Raw genomic sequence first — 20162 nt, forward strand, 5'->3', positions numbered from 1 at the left:
TTAGGTAATTACGTTAAAAAGTCTCTGCCTTTGTCTAAGCCATATTGATAAGCTGCGGCTAACTCTTCAGGTGTGATTTGGTAAAGTCAACTTCTAATTTTTTTCTATATACAGGCGATCGCTAATGAATCTTTGTTCTATTTCTTGAACTGAAATCTTTCTTGACAAGGGAATTTGCTCATACAAATAAGCTTGAATTACTTGGTAGTCTTGCTTCTCCATTTATTTCCTCAACTAAAAATAGCCATTGATTGTAAACAGCCAAAGATAAGTGTCAAAGTGCTAATCAAAGAGCCTGTAGCACCTACAATATTGCCTGCGTAAACAATTTTATTTTCAATAGTTTTGCCTACAGAAAGCCCACGATGACCAACCCATGCACCGTAAGGCAGAGCAATACAAAACCCGTATCCTGAAATTACGGATGACCAAACTAATATTGCCAAAGCAAGCACATTCATATCCAATTGATTTATTGCAGCAGCAAAGGCAATCATCGTTGTTCCCCCCATCGATAGCCCAGAATGAGCTACTTTCCATGCCCGTACAATTTCTTCATCTTTTTTTTTAGTAATAGCTGAACCATAGGGAATTCCAGATAGTTGTCCAATTAAAAGAACAATCGCACCATGAAACAGCAGTTGTAGAGATAAATTCATTGTTATTTCTCGAATAATGCAAGCATCACTTACTTGTATCTTCATGAATAGCAATTATTTTCGATAAATGCAAGTAGTACTTGCACAACAAGCTATTGATATCGGGCATAAATATTTTTTACTTCTTCAGGAATAGCCATTGGGCGCATAGTTTCTTGATTTATAAAAAATCCCATTTGAGTCGCAGTAGTAACTATTTCATCGTAGAGATAAATCTCCGCTTGCAGAGTACAACGCGATCGCCCTAATTTAGATATCCACATTTTTCCCATAGGCTTGTCAAATATCTTCAGAGCTTTTTTATACCTGATTTCGGTAGAGGCAATAATGGGACAATATCCTTGCTCCATTAGGTGCTTTAAAGGAAAATAAGACTCTAGCATTTTCAACCTCAAGTCTTCTAACCAACGAATATAGACAATATTGCTCACAATTCCTGCAAAATCTATGTCATAGGTTTTAACAGGGAACTTCAGGCTTACTTCTAAAGGTTTTTGTTCCATTTGAGATTAATCATGTAAATTACAGACCGATTGGTCTTTTTTAAGGTAAAAAAAATTGTTTGGTCAAAGTGTAATTACTTTTTACTTCTTACTCATTAAAGATTGTCTTTAATATAATTTTGCAAATGAGCTACTGCTCTCTTTAGATGAATAGGATTTCGTTCGAGTTTGCTCATCATAATTGCCCCTTCTAATGTCGAAAAAATAATTGTGGCAACGTTATCAGGTTCAACAGTCGACCGTATTTCTCCTTTCTTGATTCCTTTTTGTATGATCCGAACAATTAGGCTGCGACTAGAATTCATTGCTTCTAGAGCGCGATCGCGTAAAGGCGAATCTGTATCATCGGTTTCAATCGCTGTATTCATAATCGGACAGCCTCCTATAATTGGCGGAGCATCGATATAAATCAGGTAACTGGATACTAGTGCTTGTAAACGTTCAATTGCATGGCGTTTTGTTCTCACCACACTCCAAATCCTTTGACTAAGAAGACTAGCAGCATAATCAAATGCTTCTAAAGCCAGCTCATCTTTACTCTTAAAATGGTTATATATTCCTCCTTTTTTTAAACCTGTTGCCTGCATAATATCGGCGATCGATGAACCTGTATAACCTTTGAGGTTAAATAGCTCGGCTGCCTGATGAATTATGCGTGCTTTAGTCTGATGTGCTTTGGACATTAATTTTAAGACCTATCGGTCTTTTTTTTAGAGTAATATAAAACATTATTTCTGGCAAATATACTTTGAATGATGCCTTCAAATATTTCTAGACCAAGATATTTCAATTTATTTGCAAGTTGACTAATTCATCAATTAGTATTATATTACTAATCAGCTTGGTAATTCCTTTTGACGACTTTAATTGAGGGAACAGGTATTTCAGTTCCCTTTTTTCTCTTCTCCGAAATAATTGGGTCTGAAGCCCCGTTGTTCCACGACGGCTTTTGATACAAATTAGACATAGAATCTTGCATGCGGCAAAAAGAATGCCTTTGCACAGAAAGAGTTTCAACCAAGCTAATAGCTAACGGCTAAGAGCTAAGAGCTAACCGCTTCGCGGTTTAATCTTGATCGATAAATTTGGGCAAAGAATATTGTCATTTGTGCAAAATATCATCCAAGGTGTAAGGGCAGATCTGGGGAAAATGCTCTTGCTCCATGCCACTTATTCTACTAGCAGTTCTCTTCGACATTAAATATATTTCGTCGACAACAATATTCAACAGAATTTTATGGTTAACGGTTAATTTCTCATTTAATTGAAACTGATAGTCATCAACCTCGCCTAACCAATAGGGAATAGATTGTTTTTGTATTTTCCAATAATCAATTAAGAGCAAATTGACTATGATTTTATAAGCAAGATATCGTAACTTTTCTTTTTCTTCTCTAGCTAAATACTCTAAATGTTTAATCAGATGATCAAGATCAACATTATCGTAATCTCCTTTTCTTAACAGTTCAGATTGAATCTCAAGCCAAGTAACGTAGTCGCTATTGTAATCGTTGTTCATAACCGACGGACATAACATCCTATCAAGATACCCACTCAACAGTGACAATACCGTTAGCTTTTATTTAACTGGTTAAAACAAGCTAATTCCGGATAAGAACAAAGTTAAAATCTTTCTAGTGGTCAGTCAACATTGATTTGAGGGATAAAATTGATAAGGATCTCGCCCTGCTTTCTGTGTCTTCTCTGCTTACCCTGCTTGCCCCAACCCATCATTTTCCAACTAAACTTACTGCAAACTCGCGATCGCTGTACCTAAAATACAAGCTCGCTCTAAGTTGGCTCCATCTACATTGCTGCCATCCAATTCAGCACAGAGTAAGTTTGCCCCTGATAAATTTGCTCCCCGTAAATCTGCTCCCCGTAAATCTGCTTCTTCGAGATTGGTGTCACTAAGGTTAGCCCCCTGTAAATCAGCCTGAGATAGATTAGCTCCTTTGAGGTTAGCACTGTTGAGATTAACCCCGCGCAAGTCAGTACCTCTTAAATCAACACCTTTGAGATTAACTCCAGTTAAATTTGCCCCACTAAGAAATGCTCCAGATAGAGAAGCTTGAGATACTTTGGCTCCCATTAAATTGGCACCTCTCAAATTACTACCACGCAAGTCAGCATTACTTAAATCTGCTTGCATTAGGTTCGCTCCCAATAGATTTGCTCGAAGATCCGCCAATTTTAAATTTGCCCCCAAGAGGTTGGCACCATCCAATCTCGCTCCTTTCAGGTTAGAACAAGAAAAATCTGCTCCAACTAAATTTGCCCCTGCTAAATTGATTCTTTCTAGTTGGCAGTTAGCGAGATCTTCGTCTTCTAGATCCACCCCTGGAAAATGCTTTTCTTGTCCGGCGCGAATTGTTTCTACGGTCATTAGAATGTTATTAAATTTAAATTAAGATAGATTTTATGGTGTTGATTCTGAGCTAATAGCTGGTTAGCAATTAGGGTTTGCTCAATATGTGATGACTTAGGAAGATGTGGTTTGATTTTCGTTGATATCGCTAGAATTTACCAACCACATTCCTGTCGCAATTTTAGGTTGATAGGCTTCTAGGGTCATCCCCTGCTGCATTCCCATAACTAAGAGAGACAAAGCATCTAGCAGTTTGGGATCGTAACGTTTGTTCGCTAAAGTCTGACAATCTTCTAAAGCTTGAGTAACGGGATTTTTATCTGTGGAATATTGTTTGTAAGCCTTCACTTTTTGCTGAAAATCTGCCAGAAGACAAATTATCCGAGACTCTAAAGGAATTGCATCATAAGCTAACCCCTCAGGAATTCCCGAACCATCCCAAGCTTCCCGTTGATGAGTCAAAATTCGAGATATTGCTTCTAATTGCGGCATTACCCTCAAAACTGAAGCCTTAGAGGCAGAATTATCATGTTTTAACACTTCTTGCTGCACTTGTGATTGCCGAGGACGGTTTTTGGTTACTCCTGGTAAACCCACACGATGTAATAATCCAGATAAATAGAGTCGTTTAGCTTGCCATGCAGGAAGATCTAGCAACTGAGCCATTGCTTCAGCCATCGCTGCCACTTCTGAAGCTGCCATGGGATTACTGACATCAGTAATATCCAATAATTGAGCCATCCGTAGGAAAGCTTGCATTTCGTTGGAGACAATATTTTCATCTAAATCTTTAAAACCGCTAACACTGTCAGCCATTCCTGGTTGATGTAGTATTTTTTGGCAATTTTGGAGATATTTAACTACCTGAGAAACTACCGCATCTAAATCATCTCTCTGTCTTGTACCAGATTCAGCAGTCATTCTAGCTACTTTGTTGGACATTAACTTAGCTAATTCTGGCTGATAGTCTTTGATATGATCGATTGTCAATTCTACTGTCTCGCGCACAAGTTCTGGTTCAAATGTCCAAAAACCATAGAATTTACGTTCTAGATCTTCTTGTGGTTTGTTTGAGCCATAATCTGCTTCAGACAACTCCTGACAAAGCACCATTGCTGTGTAAGTTGGAGAAAGAATCATTAAATGCCACTCTTCAGCGACAGGATCATCTTGCTGAAGGTGAACTAAGGCTACGTTTTCTTTTTTGCTGGTGGGATGTATCTCAAATCCTGCATCTGGGGTTGCCAAGATAGCCACATATTCAGATTTATCAGCTAAATCATTATAGCGATCGGCTTCTTCCAGATACCATTTACCACGCTGAAAAGCTGTCACCATTAAGGGCGCACTATCGGAATCTAAAATAAAGTCTTCCAAAGCATGACAAAGCGCGACTAGAGTGTTTTTGTAGTAAACTCCCAAATTAAGGGGTTGTTTGTCATGGCAATGGGCTTCATTGAGTCTTCTTAAGATCGAACCTTCCAGCATAATAAATAAATTAGTTGTTTTAAGATTGAGATGGCACTTTATGTAACACATCCCTGGATAATATAATTGGTTTTTTAAACAGTAACAGTCAATTTCTGTTTATCTGATTTTACAGGGGCAGATAACGCTTCTTCTAGGGGTGCTTTACCTAACTTATTCTCTAAAATCCGCATCACTTCTCGACCAAAATCGTTAGGATTTTGTTTCCAAGCTTGCAAACATACTTCACCAAAAAAAGAACCCAACGGCTCGGGGTTCCAGAGCAACTTTTTGGCTGTCCAAGGCATTAAACTCATGGGATTATATCCTGGTTTGAGGATATTGTTCTCAAAAGCATATTCTTCTAGATGAGTATGAGGTTGTAAGCCAATAAAGAAAATTGCTGGTTCTACTTTATCTACACCAAAGATTGCTTCTAACTCCCGGTGATAAGCAATTGTTTGTCTAATTGTTTCGTAAGTTTCGTCGATCACGTTAAAAGAATAGTTGACAGAAACAAGATCGTTAAACCCTGCCGCTTTAAGATCTCGACAATTTTGTAAGACAACACGCAGATTGTAGCCCATACGCATTTTGCGTACTAACTCTTGAGAACCACTAGTAATACCAATTTCAAAATAGTTCATCCCTGTTTGAACCATTAACTTGGCTAGTTCCGGGGTAACATTATCCGCTCTAATATAAGCTGCCCAATGAATGTCTTTCATGCCGGAATCAACAATCTTTTGTAATAACTCAATGGCATCCGGAATATATTTTTTAGCAGGAATGAACTGAGCATCAGTAAACCAAAAATTGCGAATTCCTCTCTCATAAAGCTGGCGCATTTCTTTGACTACTTCATCAGCAGGGTTAATGCGGACTTGCTTACCTTCAACTACGGTATAAACACAATAGCAACAGTTATGGGGACAGCCCCTTTTGGTCTGTACGCCAATATAAAAGTCGTTTTCTTGGAGATAATAAGCAAATTCCGACCAAATAGTCGATATATATTGATAATCACAGGCACTCTTCTCGATAGGAGTAGGCCACTCGTGAATTAGTCTTTCCCTAGGTTGATTTTCACCTACGACATAACAGCGTTCATCACGAAACTCTTGATTTCTCAGAATTTTCTCAAGTAGTTGTTCTCCCTCACCTACTGAAACAATTGTGCCTTGAGGTAACTGCTGCTGAAGTTGTTCATAAAACACGCTGACTGCACCGCCACCAACGATAGTACTAGCGTTTGGGCAATATTTCTTGGCTCGTGTTAGTCCTCGCTTAATTAAGCCAGTGTTACGCCATAGCTCTCCGTAATAAGCAGTAGCTACTTTTAAACCGCCTAGACCTCCTTTGAGTTTAATCAGAGGATTTTTAGCGTAGTAAAATTCAAAAGCATTTTGTAAAGGATTACCACCCCGACCTCCCACTGGAGCATAAATTTGAATATCGCGCCACGAAAAAACTAGTAGGGAAGGTTGAAACTCATCAATACAATGGTCTAAAGCACGATTAAAGTCTAGTGGAGGAACCGTCCCTAAATCGAATATTCTCTGCTTGATCTGAGGAAAAAGCTTATGAACATGATCGGCAAGATAGACTACTCCAATGGGAAAAATCGGGTTACAGGGGAGACGGACATAGAGAATTCTCTGAGTCATAGCTTTGATACTGTTAACTTTTAAGAGTTTTATGAGATTGTTTTAGTCTGGGATATATTTTTTGCTGTTGATGATCATAATTTATTCATATAACTTAACTTTAGCGAGATTGTTCCTGACAATCAACCATATAAAAAATGGTAGTGCTGGAGTAAATATCGAGCTTGTGTTCTAAATCGGCACATTTCCGTAAATATTGATACTAGGAAAAGGATTTTAAGCTGGAAATTTAAATAGAAGTCACATTAGGCGACAATCTAAAATAAATATAAAAACTTTCTTAAGAAATACTTGTTCTGAAATTGTTTGAATAGAGGATGAGATAAATGTCTATTGGTAGCTTCTTTTACAGCCAGTAGGGATCAAGAAATGTTAGTTTATATAGGGCAATAAAAAAATACTTTTTAACTCTTCACTTTAGTCATGGCACAAATTCTAGATTCTTTACCTAATGATGAAAATGGTAGCATTCTTTGTTGCTACGTTAACGCTACTAGTCAAATCCAAGTAGCTCGTATTACTAATATTTCAAACTGGTATTTTGAGCGGGTAGTTTTTCCAGGACAAAGACTAGTATTTGAAGCCAATCCTAATGGTATTCTGGAGATACATTCAGGAATGATGGCAAGTGCCATATTATCTGACACTATTCCCTGTCAAAGGCTTGCTCTGCAAAAAATAGAAAGGGATCAAGTCAAAATCAGAAAAGAAGCCATAACAAGTGTTTAAAGAATTTGACTATGGCAAAGAGTAATCTGATGAAATATGTTCAGAATTTTTTGACATTTAAAATTGTGGTTAAAAAACAAAATTAAGATAAAAAATTTACTTTACATCAAGAATAATTTGAGGGAGTTGTAATATTAGCGACTCCCTTTGTTTATACTAAAAAATATAGTCGAAAATGTTATCGACAAGAATCAATATTCTAGGTAGTAAATTTGGATTTACCGTCTTTTCTGTGGCTTTGGAAAATTGCTGCTTGGGCAATGGGAGGTACGATCGCTTTTTATTTGCTTCTGCTCTTTTTCGGTAGCTGGATGTTTTATGGTCGTGTTACAAGAATTGGTCGCCCACCCTGGTTGAGAAATGCCCACTATATCAGCGGGATAATAATTGTTTTTTTGGTTTTTTTGTTATTGGCGATCGGTATTGTTGGCACAGTCGGTTACTACGGCAACCTAGGACATTCGTCACATTTGTGGGCAGGTTTGTTTGTAGTTTGGTTAATTTGTCTGTCTGCTTGGAGTGCTAACCAAATTGATGTTCATAATACTTGGGCGCGATCGCTTCACATTTCTGTCAACGCTATTTTGTTCGTTGGGCTGGCTTATGTATCTTGGACGGGTTGGTCAGTAGTGCAAAAGTATTTGTAGTAATTTGGAGAATGCTTTAACCATTTACATACTTTGCACTAGGATTAAAAACTCTTGTAATACTGGCATGGTAACCAGAGAACGCCAAGCTGCTGCGAACTCCAGTTTAATTGGTGAATTCTCTATCGGTTTATAAATCAAATCTTGACTAACCAATGTTTGTAAGCCAGCAGGAATAAAAGTAATTCCCATACCTGCTGCCACCAAACAGATTCGAGTTTGATGACTGGTTACTTCTTTGACAATCTGAGGTTGAAATCCAGCTTGGCGACACAATTTGAGAAATCTATCGTAAAGAAATGGTCCTTCTTGTCTAGGATGTATCAGAAAAGACTCCCCTGCTAAATCTTTGAACGATAATGACTGTTTGTCGATTAAATGGTGTTGTGGTGGTAACACCAAGATAAAGTCTTCTGACAGAATTGGATAAATTTCCAGACCACGAGAATCAATCGGCGGATGCAAAAATCCTAAGTCTATTTCTCCTCTATTTAGTGTAGCAACTTGTGCTTCTGTGCAGAGTTCTAACATTTCTACTTCTACTTGAGGATAGCGCGATCGAAATTTCCGAATTAACTCTGGTAATACCGTATAGGTGGCTGTAGCTGTAAATCCGATATTTAATCGTCCTACTTCTCCCGAAGCTGTGCGCTTTGCCAGTTGAATTGCTTCTTCTGCTTGCTGTAAAAGTTGTTGTGCTTGTGCGAAAAAAACTTCACCTGCTTTAGTTAGGTTGACGGTGCGTTTCGTGCGAATAAATAATTGGATTTCTAGTTCTGTTTCTAAGACTCTAATTTGTTTGCTGAGTGCGGGTTGAGTAATTTGTAAACGTTCTGCTGCTTTGCCAAAGTGTAATTCTTGGGCAACAGCAACAAAATATCGTAGCTGACGCAATTCCATTAATAGCTTTTAGTTATTAATTTAGCATCAAAAATGACTTGGACAATCGGGTTTTATTTGTTCTACTCTCAACTTAGGAAGTATTTAACAAAATGAACTGTTGAGATCAACAGAATAAAATGAAGCTAATTAAAATCAAGAAGCTTAAAACAGTTTTATTGGCTGCAATTGGTTTGATCTTGGCGATCGCAATTTATGGACTATTACAATTAATTGAGCCAGTAGCGATCGCCAAAACTCCTCAATCGCCACTACCCGTAACATTTACTGGAGATAAATTACTTATTGCCTCTGACGCAGATATGGTGGCAACGGCCTATGCAGATGCCAAGCTAGATCGGGTTGCTGGAATTGAAGATACTCTGACCGTATTAGATTTACCTCTTGACTCGAATAATCCTCAAATTTCTGCGATTGAGGTATCCAATTCTGTCATGTCTTGGCCACAAATTATTGCTACTTCCCCCGATGGTCAAAAAGCTTATATTGTGGAAGTGCGATCGCGTCCTGAAGATGGTGTTCAAGAACTGGAGACTATTGATGATATGCCTGAAGGTAAATATCTAACTGTCGTCGATCTGGCTAATCCTGCTCAACCTAAAATTATCGAATCTGTAGCAGTGGGAAGCAATCCCGAACATATAAGTATTAGTCCTGATGGGAAATTGCTGGCAGTAAATTTACAAGATCAAGGAAAAGAATTATTAATTGTCAGACTGCAACCTGACGGTAAATTAGGAAAGCGTTTTTATTTTCCGATGTTAAGTAATGGAACCCGCATGGATAATCAAACTGCAATTTGGCATCCTTCAGGAAAATATCTGGCAATGACTCAAGATCAAAACAGTAGGATTGGGTTTTATAATGTCACGGAAATACCTAATGATGAGATCCAAGTAAAGCCTTTTGGTCAGCCTTTAGAAGTAGGCAATCATCTTAGTCATCCTAAATTCACTTCTGATGGTCGTTTTTTATTAGTATGCGATCTCAAGTGGAGTACCAGATCTCAGCCACTATTAAATTTTTTAATGAATCCTACAGGAGAAACCATCTCCATTAGATTTGAACCAGAATCGGGAAAATCACCAGCAATTGCCTCTAGGGTAGAGATAGGACTAAGTCCAGAAGGTTTCGCTCTTAGTCCAGATGACTCGTTAATTGCAACGGTCAATATGCGCCGCACTTATTTACCTAACTATATTCCTGCTTGGCGTGGCAAATCCTATAGTTCACTATCGTTAGTGAAATTTGATTCACAATCAGGCAAATTAACTAATATTGATGAATATGGTTTTGAGGGATTGTTACCCGAACAAGTTACTTTTGATGCCGAGGGCAAATCTTTAGCGGTAGTTATTTTTAATTACCGTGAACCAAGCCCAAAAACAGGTACAGTAGAATTCTGGAACGTAGTATCGGGAGATAAACCTCGACTAGAAAGAACGGGATCTAAAATTGATGTGGTTCGAGGGGCACATGATATTGTTTTAGTTCCATAATTTTCTATTTACCTTTTGCTAAATAAATGAATTCAGAATTGCAAATCCGCCAGGCGATCGCCGATGATGTACCCCATATTTTTAAATTGATCGAAGCATTGGCAGAGTATGAGAAATTGAGCCATCAGGTGACAGGTACAGTTGAAGATTTACAAGAACATTTATTTGGTAGTCGAGTTTACGCAGAAGCCATTGTTACTGAGTGGGATGGAAAAATTATCGGATTTGCTTTGTTTTTCCCCAATTATTCGACTTTTTTAACTAAACCAGGGATTTATCTTGAGGATTTATTTGTCTTGCCCGAATATCGTCGTCGAGGAATTGGCAAGGCAATGTTGGCTTATCTGGGAAAATTAGCTATTGAGCGCGATGCAGGAAGATTAGAGTGGAGTGTTTTAGATTGGAATGAAAGCGCGATCGCTTTTTATCAAGATATGGGAGCAAAAGTTTTACCTGACTGGCGTATTTGTAGAGTGACGGAAGATGCTTTGCAAAAGTTGGCAGAATGTAATACCAATTCAATTAAAGTTTGCAACAAATAATTTTGGGTAGGGGCGAATGGTTATTCGCCCTTAAAAGATGTGTCGCATTCAATTTTTTATTCAGTATAAGTAGTAAGTTTCACCAATTATCTACAATGAAAGCCGGAAGTATTAACTTAGATAAAACGGAAGGCAGATCAACCATGGAACTACCCAATACGATTCCCCTGTCTACTTTGAGACAGACAATCAACTGGATTACCCGTCCCTATGATTTTTTGGATGATTGCGCCAAAAGCTATGGAGATATTTTTACCGTTAAGCTAGTAGGATTTTCTCCACTAGTATTTTTAAGTAATCCTCAAGCTATTAAAGAAATTTTTGCCACCGATGCCAAACAATTTGATGCTGGTAGAAGCAATGAAATTTTACGATATTTGTTGGGTAGTAATTCTGTAATATTATTAGATGGCGATCGCCATAAACGAGAACGCAAGCTTTTAATGCCTCCTTTTCATGGCGAAAAGGTTAAATCCTATGGTGACATTATTTGTCAAATTACTCGGGAAGTAGGTGATCGATGGCAGCCACAGCAACCTTTTCTCGCCAGTAAGGCAATGCAAGATATTTCCCTAGAAGTAATTCTTCAGGCTGTTTTTGGTTTAAGAGAAGGAGAACGATACCAACAGATCAAACCTCTATTATCTAGTTTGCTAGATATGACTGGTTCTCCCCTGCGCTCTTCTTTTTTCTTTTTTACTTGGTTACAGCAAGATCTTGGAAGCTGGAGTCCTTGGGGTAAAGTAGTTCGTCAAAGACAAGAAATTTATGATTTATTGCAGGCTGAAATTGAGCATCGACGTAACCAATCTGCCGCAACTGGTAATGATGTGCTGAGTTTAATGCTATTGGCGCGAGATGAAGACGGACAGCCCATGACAGACCCAGAATTAAAAGACGAATTGATGAGTATGCTGGTGGCAGGTCACGAAACTTCTGCTAGTGTTTTGGCTTGGGCATTGTATTGGATACATAAACTACCAGAAGTTAAAGCTAAATTACTAAAAGAATTAGATAGTTTAGAGAATAATGATGATCCCATGGCGATCGCTAATCTACCTTATTTAACCGCCGTTGCTAGTGAATCCCTCAGAATTTATCCTATAGTACCAATTGTCTTTCCTCGAATCGCTAAACAGGAAGTTAAGATTAACGGTCAATATTTCCCTCCCGAAACGACTTTAGTTCCTAGTATTTATTCGCTTCATCATCGAGAAGATCTTTATCCTGAACCAAAAAAGTTTAAGCCTGAAAGGTTTTTGGAGCGACAATTTTCAGCATCAGAGTTTATTCCCTTTGGTGGTGGTAATCGACGTTGTTTGGGTTATGCTTTAGCTTTGCTAGAAATTAAATTAGTATTAGCGACAGTATTAACCAATTATTCTCTCAAATTAGCTAATAATCAACCAGTTAAACCAAGACGGAGAGGTTTAACTATAGCTACGAGTAATGGTGTTCCTCTAAGTGTTGTCAGTTAGTTGTCTCACTTTGCAAAAGTAGACCTAATTATTATCAAATCCTTGCGAAATTTTACGCTCATATTCCCTAAGATTAGCCAACATATTTTTGGCAGATTGATAAGTCTCATCCAAAATTTGCTCTTCTTCCTGGTCATTTCGAAATAAACCTTCATTAACTAAGTGTAAATGGTGCAAGAGAGAATTAATATTTTGGCGAATTTCAGCGGAAAGACTACTATTATTCTGATTTGTTAGCTTTTTAGCAATTTTTTGGACTAATTTTTGTTGACGAGACTGCTGACTATTTTTAAGCTGCATTGAATACCAGCGACTATAAAAATTAGCGTTTTGTAGAAGTTCCTCATGAGTGCCAACCTCAATTACTTTACCTTGGTATAACATTACAATTTGGTAGACATTTTTAATGGTCGAGAGTTGGTTAGTAACAATTAGAGTAGTCCGATTATGACAGAGTTCCTGAATAGCTTCCTGGACCAGCTTTGCTTCAGGCATATTTAAACTATTAGTTACTTCATCCAAAATTAGAATGTCGGGATCGCGTAAAAAAGCTCTGGCGATCGCAATTCTGATTTTTTGTCCTGGAGATAGTCTTATGCCGCGATCGCCAATCTCTGTGGCTAATCCTTGAGGTAATTGACTAATAAATTCATAGGCATTTGCTTTTTTTGTAGCAGTAATAAGATCTAATTCACTAACATTTTGCAAACCATAAGTAACGTTATAAGCAACGGACTTATTAAATAAAAAATCATCTTGACCGAGAACACTAATTGCCTTGCGCCAGCTTTTAAGATCGTATTCTTTTAAATCTTGGTTATCAATTAAAATCTGACCATCAATGGGGTCATAAAATCTCAATATTATATCTATAATTGTCGATTTACCTGCGCCACTATTCCCAATCAAAGCTGTTATTTTACCTTGAGGTATGCAGAGATTGATTTTATCTAAAACTACTTTGGCATCATGAGGATAGGCAAAAGTTACTGTTTTAAATTTAATGTCTGATTGTAATTTGTTAAAAATAATATTGCCCGATTTAAAAATTGGCTTATTAGCTTCATCAAGAAAGTCAGCAATAACTTCTACACTATAAATATTATTATAAATTTGGCTACGTGCATTATTGAATTGACTGATAAAAGGTAACAAACGAAATAAGACAGCCAAATAAATTAAAAGAGTAGGAGCAAATTCTTGAACTGGTTGCTCATATAAGTAAGCGCTAGTAATAATCAATGCTAAGATGATGATCATCCCAGAAATCTCATTGATTGGCATAGTAATTGCTGTAATTACTTGACTATTTAACTTTGTTCGCTCTTTTGAGTCAATCAGATATTTTATTGATTTATATTCTTCTTTTTCATTACCAATAGTTTTAATTAGACGAATACCTGATAATAATTCAATTAATTTTTGGGAAGATTTTTTAGTTTGCTTAACCAATAATATATTTGTCTTTTTTAAAAGATTATCGAGAAAATAAATAATATAAGTTGTGACTGTTTTTAAAGCGAAAACAACTAAAGTTAGCTGCCATGATATCGACACTAATAATAAACTTAGTGCAAAAATTGTAATTGCAATAATAAATATATTTTGGATGCTTTTAATTGCCAAAATAGTTCTATCTATTTCTCGATTAAGCTTAAATAAAATTTCTTCTAACTTATTGTCAAGATAATAATTAACATTGACCTTACAGAGTAAAAGTATTCCTTGTGATTTCAGACGATCAATTAAATACTTAATATGTTTGAATCCAAGGACAACATTAATATAGTTAATTAGGTTTTTAAAAATAATTGCTGTTATTAATATAGCTATTATTTTTACTAGTTGATGTGGTTCATTGAAGCGCTCAAAAAACACCAAAAAATATTGAATAAGAGCTGATTGACTATATATTATTAATTTTTGGCTATTCCCTAAACAAATAGCCAAAATAGGGATCAACAAAGTAGTACTGAATACATTTAAGATCGCACTACTTAGGCTAAGAATTAAAGAGGTAAATATATATAGTGGATTTTCTAAAGCAAGGTTAAATAAAAACTTATTAGTAGATGTCTTAAACATATTTTTTGCCTATGAATCATCAAAAAAGCGAATTAACCTTGATTAAAATTGAGTAGATACTTTCTCTAAGAAACTAATCATTAAATCAATAAATTAATTGTTTTGCTGTCTTTGGAATATGAGTATGTGCTTTGGTCTATATCAGGGTGAAATAGCGATATCTTCTTTAATATGATGGAATACAGTAATTTAAAACGTCGAGAGTATAATCCTCAGGATTTAGCCAATTATGGAAATCAAGCGTATACCTGTCCTGTCAGACAACTATGTATTTGTTTTGTCTGATCCTCAACAAAAAGTAGCTGCGGTAGTTGATCCTGCGGTAGCTGAACCAGTTTTAGATTATTTAGCAGAAATTGACGCCAAATTAGTTGCTATTTTTAATACTCACCATCATTTTGATCATGTTGGGGGCAATCAAAAATTAGTCCAGCATTTTTCTGAAGTTTGTGTTTATGGTGGTGCAGAAGATCGAGGCAGAATTCCTCATCAACAAGTCTTTTTAAACGAAGGAGATCAGGTTGAGTTTGCTGACCGAGTAGGTCAAGTATTTTTTATTCCAGGACATACCCGCGCCCATATTGCTTACTATTTTTCTCCGACAATATCAGGAGAAGCAGGAGAATTATTTTGTGGTGATACAATTTTTGCTGGAGGATGTGGCAGATTATTTGAAGGTACTCCCGCTCAAATGGTAAGCTCGATAACTAAACTACGAAATCTTCCTGATAACACCCGCGTGTGGTGTGCCCACGAATATACTCTGAATAATTTAAAATTTGCCATTACCGTAGATTATCAGAATGTAGATTTGCAACATAGATATCAAGAAGTTCAAATAGCTCGGAGTCGAGGTATAGCTACGGTACCTTCTTTGTTAGGAATTGAAAAGCAGACCAATCCTTTCTTGCGTTGGGATAGTCCAGCTATCCAAGCTACTGCCAAAATGAAAGAACCTGCCCGAGTATTTGGTCGAATCCGAGGAATGAAAGATCAGTTTTAGCATTGAGGTTTAAACATCAACTTGATAGTTAAGCTTCAATTCATCTCCTGTTATGCCCTGGAGACCCCAGTTAGATTTTGGAGTCTCAAAAATAGTAATTTCTAAATCTTGATCGGTAATATCAGTAGTTGCGGCTATTTTCCGATACAAAAGGCGAATTAGATTTTTTTTGGCTTCAACAGAACGTCCTTCAAACATCATTATTTCGATAATTGTATAGTTATTGCTGCGATCGTTCGGAAAAATGAAATGTTCTGGTTCTAAAATGATAAATCTTTGAAATCTTTTTTCTTCGGCGGTTCCAATTGCTTCAACTAGTGCAGCATGAATCGCATAAGATAAAGCAAATCGCTTCGGTTCTAGATTCTCCCGTAAGCCGTATATTTTGACTTGTGGCATTTAGCTTAATGTAATGTCATTTACAAAAACTCTAACGAAAAACCTGAAGTTTTGACTAGTTAATTGTTTAAATTAAATCCCACTACTAATCTGCTAATCAGGCTGATATAATAAGAAGTTCTGAGGTGCAGACACAAGCCGCCACATCAATAATGTAACCATATAGGAGAATTTAACAAAAAAATGGTCAAGCGTGTATCAGTAGTATTAAATCAAAGTGTTAGCAAGTTGGGCAATAATGGTGATTTAGTTGATGTTGCTCCAGGTTATGCCCGTAACTATTTAATTCCTCAAGGTTTGGCTAGTTTAGCTACTAAAGGCATTATTAAACAAGTCGAATTAAGAAGAGAAAAAGAAAGACAACAAAAACTCGCGGAAAGGCAAGCTGCAGAAAACAAAAAAGTTGCCTTCAAAACTATTGGTAAATTAACGATCCGCAAACAGGTAGGAGAAGAAAACGCTATCTTCGGAACTGTTACTACTCAAGAAATAGCTGATGTGATCAAAGAACAAGCAGGTATTGAAGTAGATCGTCGCGGAATTGAGGTTCCCGATGTCAGCACTACAGGGGACTATCAAGCAGAAGTTAAACTACACCCCGAAGTCACTGCTACTGTTGATTTCCAAGTTATACCACTTTAAAGGGATGAGGGATGAGGGATGAGACTTGAAACTTTAAAGATGAGGAAGTAAGGAATCTATAAACTCCTTATACTTTTTATAATTTATCCCTCATAATTCATCCTTTCCTTTTGTCCACCAGGCTAAACCATAAGACTGCATTGGCTTGTTAAACTGGTGGCGATAATAAACACGAATTTTATAACGTCCTGTAGTGGGGATGGGACAGAAAATATGTTCTACACTATCTTCTGGGCTAGAGGAAGAACAAACATTTCTCATATTGCTATCTTCATCAATAGGTAACAGATAAAGATCAAGATTATTCAAACCGCGATCACTAAAAGTCTCCTCAATATCATATTGTTGATTGCGATTTACATCATTCAGTACTACTAGGCGATCCCAGGTTAACGTTATTGCCGCGTGACTTCCTGCTGCCAGGGGTTGTTCTAAATAATATTCCTGATAATTATGGGCTGCTACTTTGCCATAGTCCCAGCCCATGCTGCTAACGGATTTTGACTTATCGGTATTATCGGTAATAGCTTGTCCCGCTTTAAACTGTTGATATGCTCGCCAAACATTGAGATGACCTGTTCCCATCTGAATATCTAAAGGAATACGGGGATTTTGATATGCATCAGAATCAAACCAATTGTTATTTTTTTCGCCCAGAATTGTACGTTCCATATTAAGCAATAAACCATCACCCCTGTCGGCGATTTTATCTGCTGAGTTCAGCAAGACGGCTCTCATCACTTCATGACGACGAGAATCAATACTCCAAGTTGAAGATTGGGATTGTTTACTTATTTGACTATTAGCTTTATTTCTACCTATAGTGCGATCATTTAATGCCTTGCGTAAAGCGCGATCGCCATATTCCTGCAATAAAGCTACTGCTCCTGTAATGTGTGGAGCAGCAAAACTAGTACCACTAACTTTTTCAATTTTTCCTTTTTGATTGTAAACAGAGATTTGTCCTCCAGGGGCAAGTAAACTAATAGCTCTTCGAATCCCCAAATTAATCTCTTTTTTAATAAAGCTACTACCAATTCCGACTGGTAAAGCACTCAAATTAGCAAAGTCAACTTTATTAAATTCACCTTTTCGAACGGTTGTATACGCTGTGGTAATTCCATTAAAATTATCCGTGGGTATAGGTATCCCTCCTTTACCCTGGTTTCCTGCAACCACATATAAAACATTATGCTGGTGAGCTGACCAATCAATGCAAGATGTCAATAAAGCTTTACCATCTAACTGAGCATTGTCTCTTTCGTCTCGCTCCAAAGATTCTCCAAAGCTAAAATTAATTGCTCGAATATCTCCACTGTTTTGTTGAGCAATATGTTGAGTTGCTAAACATTCCTGAGCTTGTCCTCCCTCGTTCAAAGAACCTACAGCCGAAGCATATAATTTTGCTTCTGGTGCAATTCCTTGTAGACGTTTATCCTGAGCAATCATTACTTCTGCAACCATACTGGCATGGTCGTCCACATTTTTATCCGCAGTAGCTGGGTTATTACGATAAAAAACTGCTCTTGGAGAAATTGCCTTCAGAGTATTTGCTGCTTTATCTTTGCCCAGTTTTACGGGGCGACCCACTTCTACTTGACCAATACCAATTTTTCGACCCAACAAATTAAAAGGGGCTTTATGTAAACGACTAGCATTGACTCCTTTTTCCCCTACGGAATTATCCAAAGCTAGAGTAGGAGTGATGAAGCCAGAAATAACCAAACTAGAAATTAGTAAAATTATTTTTCTACCCATATTAGTTGTGAGATATTATCGGATTTCCGTACTTTTTATCGTAATTACCGTATTAATTGTCGCAAAAACTTGCCAATATAGTGTAAAGTAGGATAAAAAGTATGTCAGGTTAATCTGCTAACTTCAGGCTAAAGAAAAAGTATTACCAGCCAAACAGATAGCCAGACCCTAAACTATTCAACCAACATAGCATAACAAGTAAGATTGAGCGTATGACAAAGCAAGTTGCGCATCCCATGATGAAATTGCAACGCAAGGTAATGTCCTTGGTAGATTCCAAGATTGTCAAACCTGACGATCGCATTGGCAAGATTGCTCTTTTGCTGGGTAATGACTGGTCATATTGGAAAAACGAACTGCTAGATTTCGACTTTTCTCCCCAAGATCAAATCCAAGAATTACTATCTGTAGAAGATTGGGACGAAGACTAGAGAACTAATGATGTAATAAGTCGTGAGTACTATATATTTGCTTAATATATTTTTGTAGTTGCTTATTTGATTGCTTGCGTCTTATCTATACTCTTTTCTTTCAAGGTTTAAATTAGAGTTTAAAGACAAGCTGATAAAGCATCTGATAGTTCTTTTGCTGTTTGGTAACGGTCTCTTGGTTCAGGTTGACAAGCTATAGCTAAAACTTGGGCAAGACTTTGGGGCAAATTAGGAATGCTACTAATGTCAAATTCAAATTTATTACTCTGATAACGATAATATTGCATAGGAGCTTTACCGGTTAAAAGAAAAATGGTTGTGGTACCAACTCCGTAAATATCAGATTGAGGACAAGGTTTTCCCCGATATTGTTCTGGAGCACTATAACCTTCTACGCCAATACGGGTTTCTAAAGCAGTCCCCAGTTCTTTCACCGCTCCAAAATCAAGCAGCATTAAACGGCTATCTAAATTGCGTAACATTAAATTAGCTGGTTTAATATCTCGATGGACTAAAGGTGCATCGAGATTATGCAGATATTCTAAAATGTCACAAATTTGAATCATCCAGCGCATTGTCCTTTCTGGGTCTGTAGGACCTCTTTGATTAACAAATTGCTCTAAATTATGACCATGGATTAGCTCCATAACTAAGTACTTGTGGTTGTTTTCCACAAAAAAATCATAGTATTTAGGAATACCTGGGTGTTCTAAAGATTTCAAAACCCTCGCTTCTCTTTCAAATAGCTCTCTGGCTTTAGCGATGCGAGCCATATCTGTATTCATCTCTTTGAGGACTAAAAGTAAAGGAGCATTTTGTGCGGTACGATTGCGATCCCAAGCTAGATAAGTAGTTCCCATTCCTCCACGACCCAAAGTTCGCAAAACTTGATAGGAGCCTACATAATGCTCTTCTTCGACAATAGGCTGACCGCAATGCCGACAAAAAATACTATCATCTGGGTTATCTGCATGATCGCAAACAGCAGCAGGTTCTAAAATATTTGTTTTCTCAACTTCTACTGTTTTTTTGCCTAAATGAGATTCTAATTCGAACTTGAATACAGGACCATTTTCAGCTAGGCGAATTAAATCGTCATGCTTTAAGATAGCTTCAGTGACAAAATCATTATTTATAAGAGTGCCATTCGTACCTCTGCTAATTAACTGCCACTGCTCCTTTTTAGGATCGATTAAAGTAATTTCTAGATGCTGACGAGAGACTTGGAAATATCCATGTAAAACAATATCATTATTTTGAGCGCGACCAAGACGAATCACTGATTGGTCAGAAAATTCCCACTGTTGTACAGGTTGATTTGTCTGTGGTTCTAATAGCGTAAAAATGACCATATTTGGACAAATATCGATTAAATTATAAAATAA

At 37.1% G+C, this 20162-nt stretch carries 21 protein-coding genes; 8 read left to right on the top strand and 13 right to left on the bottom strand.

What is annotated here, in order from left to right; translation table 11 throughout:
- Positions 1–93 precede the first annotated feature (93 nt).
- The 8 genes from PLEUR7319_RS43235 to PLEUR7319_RS0127185 form a co-directional block, all read right to left on the bottom strand.
- A complete protein-coding gene (locus tag PLEUR7319_RS43235; protein WP_019508382.1) occupies positions 94–222 on the bottom strand; it encodes a hypothetical protein in 129 nt (42 codons plus the stop codon).
- A gap of 8 nt (positions 223–230) precedes the next feature.
- Positions 231–659 (bottom strand): hypothetical protein, encoded by a 429-nt coding sequence (locus tag PLEUR7319_RS0127150; RefSeq protein ID WP_019508383.1) that lies wholly within the window; start codon positions 657–659, stop codon positions 231–233.
- A gap of 92 nt (positions 660–751) precedes the next feature.
- Positions 752–1162 (bottom strand): thioesterase family protein, encoded by a 411-nt coding sequence (locus PLEUR7319_RS0127155; protein WP_019508384.1) that lies wholly within the window; start codon positions 1160–1162, stop codon positions 752–754.
- Positions 1163–1257: 95 nt separating this feature from the next.
- Positions 1258–1845: a TetR/AcrR family transcriptional regulator gene (locus PLEUR7319_RS0127160; RefSeq protein WP_019508385.1), complete on the bottom strand. Its 588-nt coding sequence runs from the start codon at positions 1843–1845 to the stop codon at positions 1258–1260.
- 419 nt (positions 1846–2264) lie between these two features.
- Entirely contained in the window at positions 2265–2681 is a 417-nt protein-coding gene (locus PLEUR7319_RS0127170; protein ID WP_019508386.1) for a DUF29 domain-containing protein, read from the bottom strand.
- A 228-nt stretch (positions 2682–2909) separates the two neighbouring features.
- Complete coding sequence (locus PLEUR7319_RS0127175; protein ID WP_019508387.1) at positions 2910–3548, bottom strand: pentapeptide repeat-containing protein; 639 nt, start codon at positions 3546–3548, stop codon at positions 2910–2912.
- Positions 3549–3644: 96 nt separating this feature from the next.
- Entirely contained in the window at positions 3645–5018 is a 1374-nt protein-coding gene (locus PLEUR7319_RS0127180) for a DICT sensory domain-containing protein (protein ID WP_019508388.1), read from the bottom strand.
- A 74-nt stretch (positions 5019–5092) separates the two neighbouring features.
- Positions 5093–6664 carry a photosystem II high light acclimation radical SAM protein gene (locus tag PLEUR7319_RS0127185; RefSeq protein WP_019508389.1) on the bottom strand — a complete coding sequence of 524 codons (1572 nt, stop codon included), beginning with the start codon at positions 6662–6664 and terminating at the stop codon, positions 5093–5095.
- Between the two features lie 423 nt (positions 6665–7087).
- On the opposite strand from PLEUR7319_RS0127185, the gene PLEUR7319_RS0127190 reads away from it, so the two are divergent.
- Together PLEUR7319_RS0127190 and PLEUR7319_RS0127195 are read left to right on the top strand one after the other, a co-directional pair.
- Positions 7088–7393 (top strand): DUF1830 domain-containing protein, encoded by a 306-nt coding sequence (locus PLEUR7319_RS0127190; RefSeq protein ID WP_019508390.1) that lies wholly within the window; start codon positions 7088–7090, stop codon positions 7391–7393.
- A gap of 212 nt (positions 7394–7605) precedes the next feature.
- Entirely contained in the window at positions 7606–8040 is a 435-nt protein-coding gene (locus PLEUR7319_RS0127195; protein ID WP_019508391.1) for a DUF4079 domain-containing protein, read from the top strand.
- A 24-nt stretch (positions 8041–8064) separates the two neighbouring features.
- Here the strand turns inward: PLEUR7319_RS0127195 and PLEUR7319_RS0127200 are convergent, their stop codons facing one another.
- Complete coding sequence (locus PLEUR7319_RS0127200; protein ID WP_019508392.1) at positions 8065–8940, bottom strand: LysR family transcriptional regulator; 876 nt, start codon at positions 8938–8940, stop codon at positions 8065–8067.
- A gap of 119 nt (positions 8941–9059) precedes the next feature.
- Here PLEUR7319_RS0127200 and PLEUR7319_RS0127205 point away from each other — a divergent pair, with 119 nt between their 5' ends.
- The 3 genes from PLEUR7319_RS0127205 (at position 9060) to PLEUR7319_RS0127215 (ending at position 12459) form a co-directional block, all read left to right on the top strand.
- Complete coding sequence (locus PLEUR7319_RS0127205) at positions 9060–10439, top strand: hypothetical protein (protein WP_019508393.1); 1380 nt, start codon at positions 9060–9062, stop codon at positions 10437–10439.
- A gap of 26 nt (positions 10440–10465) precedes the next feature.
- The gene (locus PLEUR7319_RS0127210; RefSeq protein WP_019508394.1) at positions 10466–10981 is read left to right on the top strand and encodes a GNAT family N-acetyltransferase; all 516 of its coding nucleotides are present in this window, start codon (positions 10466–10468) and stop codon (positions 10979–10981) included.
- 143 nt (positions 10982–11124) lie between these two features.
- A complete protein-coding gene (locus tag PLEUR7319_RS0127215) occupies positions 11125–12459 on the top strand; it encodes a cytochrome P450 (RefSeq protein ID WP_036800903.1) in 1335 nt (444 codons plus the stop codon).
- Positions 12460–12483: 24 nt separating this feature from the next.
- On the opposite strand, the gene PLEUR7319_RS0127220 is transcribed toward PLEUR7319_RS0127215, so the two are convergent.
- Positions 12484–14544, bottom strand: coding sequence for an ABC transporter ATP-binding protein (locus tag PLEUR7319_RS0127220; protein ID WP_019508396.1), 2061 nt, complete (start codon positions 14542–14544; stop codon positions 12484–12486).
- Positions 14545–14773: 229 nt separating this feature from the next.
- Here PLEUR7319_RS0127220 and gloB point away from each other — a divergent pair, with 229 nt between their 5' ends.
- Positions 14774–15547: a hydroxyacylglutathione hydrolase gene (gloB, locus tag PLEUR7319_RS0127225; protein ID WP_019508397.1), complete on the top strand. Its 774-nt coding sequence runs from the start codon at positions 14774–14776 to the stop codon at positions 15545–15547.
- A gap of 9 nt (positions 15548–15556) precedes the next feature.
- On the opposite strand, the gene PLEUR7319_RS0127230 is transcribed toward gloB, so the two are convergent.
- Positions 15557–15946, bottom strand: a complete 390-nt coding sequence (locus PLEUR7319_RS0127230) for a tautomerase family protein (RefSeq protein ID WP_019508398.1) — start codon at positions 15944–15946, stop codon at positions 15557–15559.
- Positions 15947–16129: 183 nt separating this feature from the next.
- Between PLEUR7319_RS0127230 and rplI the strand changes: the two genes are divergently transcribed.
- Positions 16130–16588 (top strand): 50S ribosomal protein L9, encoded by a 459-nt coding sequence (gene rplI / locus PLEUR7319_RS0127235; RefSeq protein ID WP_019508399.1) that lies wholly within the window; start codon positions 16130–16132, stop codon positions 16586–16588.
- A 90-nt stretch (positions 16589–16678) separates the two neighbouring features.
- Here rplI and PLEUR7319_RS0127240 read toward each other — a convergent pair whose 3' ends face one another.
- Complete coding sequence (locus PLEUR7319_RS0127240; RefSeq protein ID WP_019508400.1) at positions 16679–18346, bottom strand: S8 family serine peptidase; 1668 nt, start codon at positions 18344–18346, stop codon at positions 16679–16681.
- 212 nt (positions 18347–18558) lie between these two features.
- Between PLEUR7319_RS0127240 and PLEUR7319_RS0127245 the strand changes: the two genes are divergently transcribed.
- Positions 18559–18777: a DUF4327 family protein gene (locus PLEUR7319_RS0127245; protein WP_026102817.1), complete on the top strand. Its 219-nt coding sequence runs from the start codon at positions 18559–18561 to the stop codon at positions 18775–18777.
- A 119-nt stretch (positions 18778–18896) separates the two neighbouring features.
- On the opposite strand, the gene PLEUR7319_RS0127250 is transcribed toward PLEUR7319_RS0127245, so the two are convergent.
- On the bottom strand, positions 18897–20129 hold the full coding sequence (locus PLEUR7319_RS0127250) for an FHA domain-containing serine/threonine-protein kinase (protein WP_019508402.1): 1233 nt from the start codon (positions 20127–20129) through the stop codon (positions 18897–18899).
- Positions 20130–20162 lie beyond the last annotated feature (33 nt).

It is taken from the genome of Pleurocapsa sp. PCC 7319 (genome assembly GCF_000332195.1).
Taxonomy (GTDB): domain Bacteria; phylum Cyanobacteriota; class Cyanobacteriia; order Cyanobacteriales; family Xenococcaceae; genus Waterburya.

Excerpts from the sequence above, each read along its gene's own strand:
- PLEUR7319_RS0127250 (WP_019508402.1), bottom strand. The coding sequence starts at position 20,129 with ATGGTCATTTTTACGCTATTAGAACCACAGACAAATCAACCTGTACAA.
- PLEUR7319_RS0127170 (WP_019508386.1), bottom strand. The coding sequence starts at position 2,681 with ATGAACAACGATTACAATAGCGACTACGTTACTTGGCTTGAGATTCAA.
- gloB (WP_019508397.1), top strand. The coding sequence starts at position 14,774 with ATGGAAATCAAGCGTATACCTGTCCTGTCAGACAACTATGTATTTGTT.
- PLEUR7319_RS0127155 (WP_019508384.1), bottom strand. The coding sequence starts at position 1,162 with ATGGAACAAAAACCTTTAGAAGTAAGCCTGAAGTTCCCTGTTAAAACC.
- PLEUR7319_RS0127185 (WP_019508389.1), bottom strand. The coding sequence starts at position 6,664 with ATGACTCAGAGAATTCTCTATGTCCGTCTCCCCTGTAACCCGATTTTT.
- PLEUR7319_RS0127220 (WP_019508396.1), bottom strand. The coding sequence starts at position 14,544 with ATGTTTAAGACATCTACTAATAAGTTTTTATTTAACCTTGCTTTAGAA.
- PLEUR7319_RS0127190 (WP_019508390.1), top strand. The coding sequence starts at position 7,088 with ATGGCACAAATTCTAGATTCTTTACCTAATGATGAAAATGGTAGCATT.
- PLEUR7319_RS0127210 (WP_019508394.1), top strand. The coding sequence starts at position 10,466 with ATGAATTCAGAATTGCAAATCCGCCAGGCGATCGCCGATGATGTACCC.
- PLEUR7319_RS0127205 (WP_019508393.1), top strand. The coding sequence starts at position 9,060 with ATGAAGCTAATTAAAATCAAGAAGCTTAAAACAGTTTTATTGGCTGCA.
- rplI (WP_019508399.1), top strand. The coding sequence starts at position 16,130 with ATGGTCAAGCGTGTATCAGTAGTATTAAATCAAAGTGTTAGCAAGTTG.
- PLEUR7319_RS0127245 (WP_026102817.1), top strand. The coding sequence starts at position 18,559 with ATGACAAAGCAAGTTGCGCATCCCATGATGAAATTGCAACGCAAGGTA.
- PLEUR7319_RS0127215 (WP_036800903.1), top strand. The coding sequence starts at position 11,125 with ATGGAACTACCCAATACGATTCCCCTGTCTACTTTGAGACAGACAATC.
- PLEUR7319_RS0127200 (WP_019508392.1), bottom strand. The coding sequence starts at position 8,940 with ATGGAATTGCGTCAGCTACGATATTTTGTTGCTGTTGCCCAAGAATTA.
- PLEUR7319_RS0127230 (WP_019508398.1), bottom strand. The coding sequence starts at position 15,946 with ATGCCACAAGTCAAAATATACGGCTTACGGGAGAATCTAGAACCGAAG.
- PLEUR7319_RS0127150 (WP_019508383.1), bottom strand. The coding sequence starts at position 659 with ATGAATTTATCTCTACAACTGCTGTTTCATGGTGCGATTGTTCTTTTA.
- PLEUR7319_RS0127180 (WP_019508388.1), bottom strand. The coding sequence starts at position 5,018 with ATGCTGGAAGGTTCGATCTTAAGAAGACTCAATGAAGCCCATTGCCAT.
- PLEUR7319_RS0127240 (WP_019508400.1), bottom strand. The coding sequence starts at position 18,346 with ATGGGTAGAAAAATAATTTTACTAATTTCTAGTTTGGTTATTTCTGGC.
- PLEUR7319_RS43235 (WP_019508382.1), bottom strand. The coding sequence starts at position 222 with ATGGAGAAGCAAGACTACCAAGTAATTCAAGCTTATTTGTATGAGCAA.
- PLEUR7319_RS0127175 (WP_019508387.1), bottom strand. The coding sequence starts at position 3,548 with ATGACCGTAGAAACAATTCGCGCCGGACAAGAAAAGCATTTTCCAGGG.
- PLEUR7319_RS0127160 (WP_019508385.1), bottom strand. The coding sequence starts at position 1,845 with ATGTCCAAAGCACATCAGACTAAAGCACGCATAATTCATCAGGCAGCC.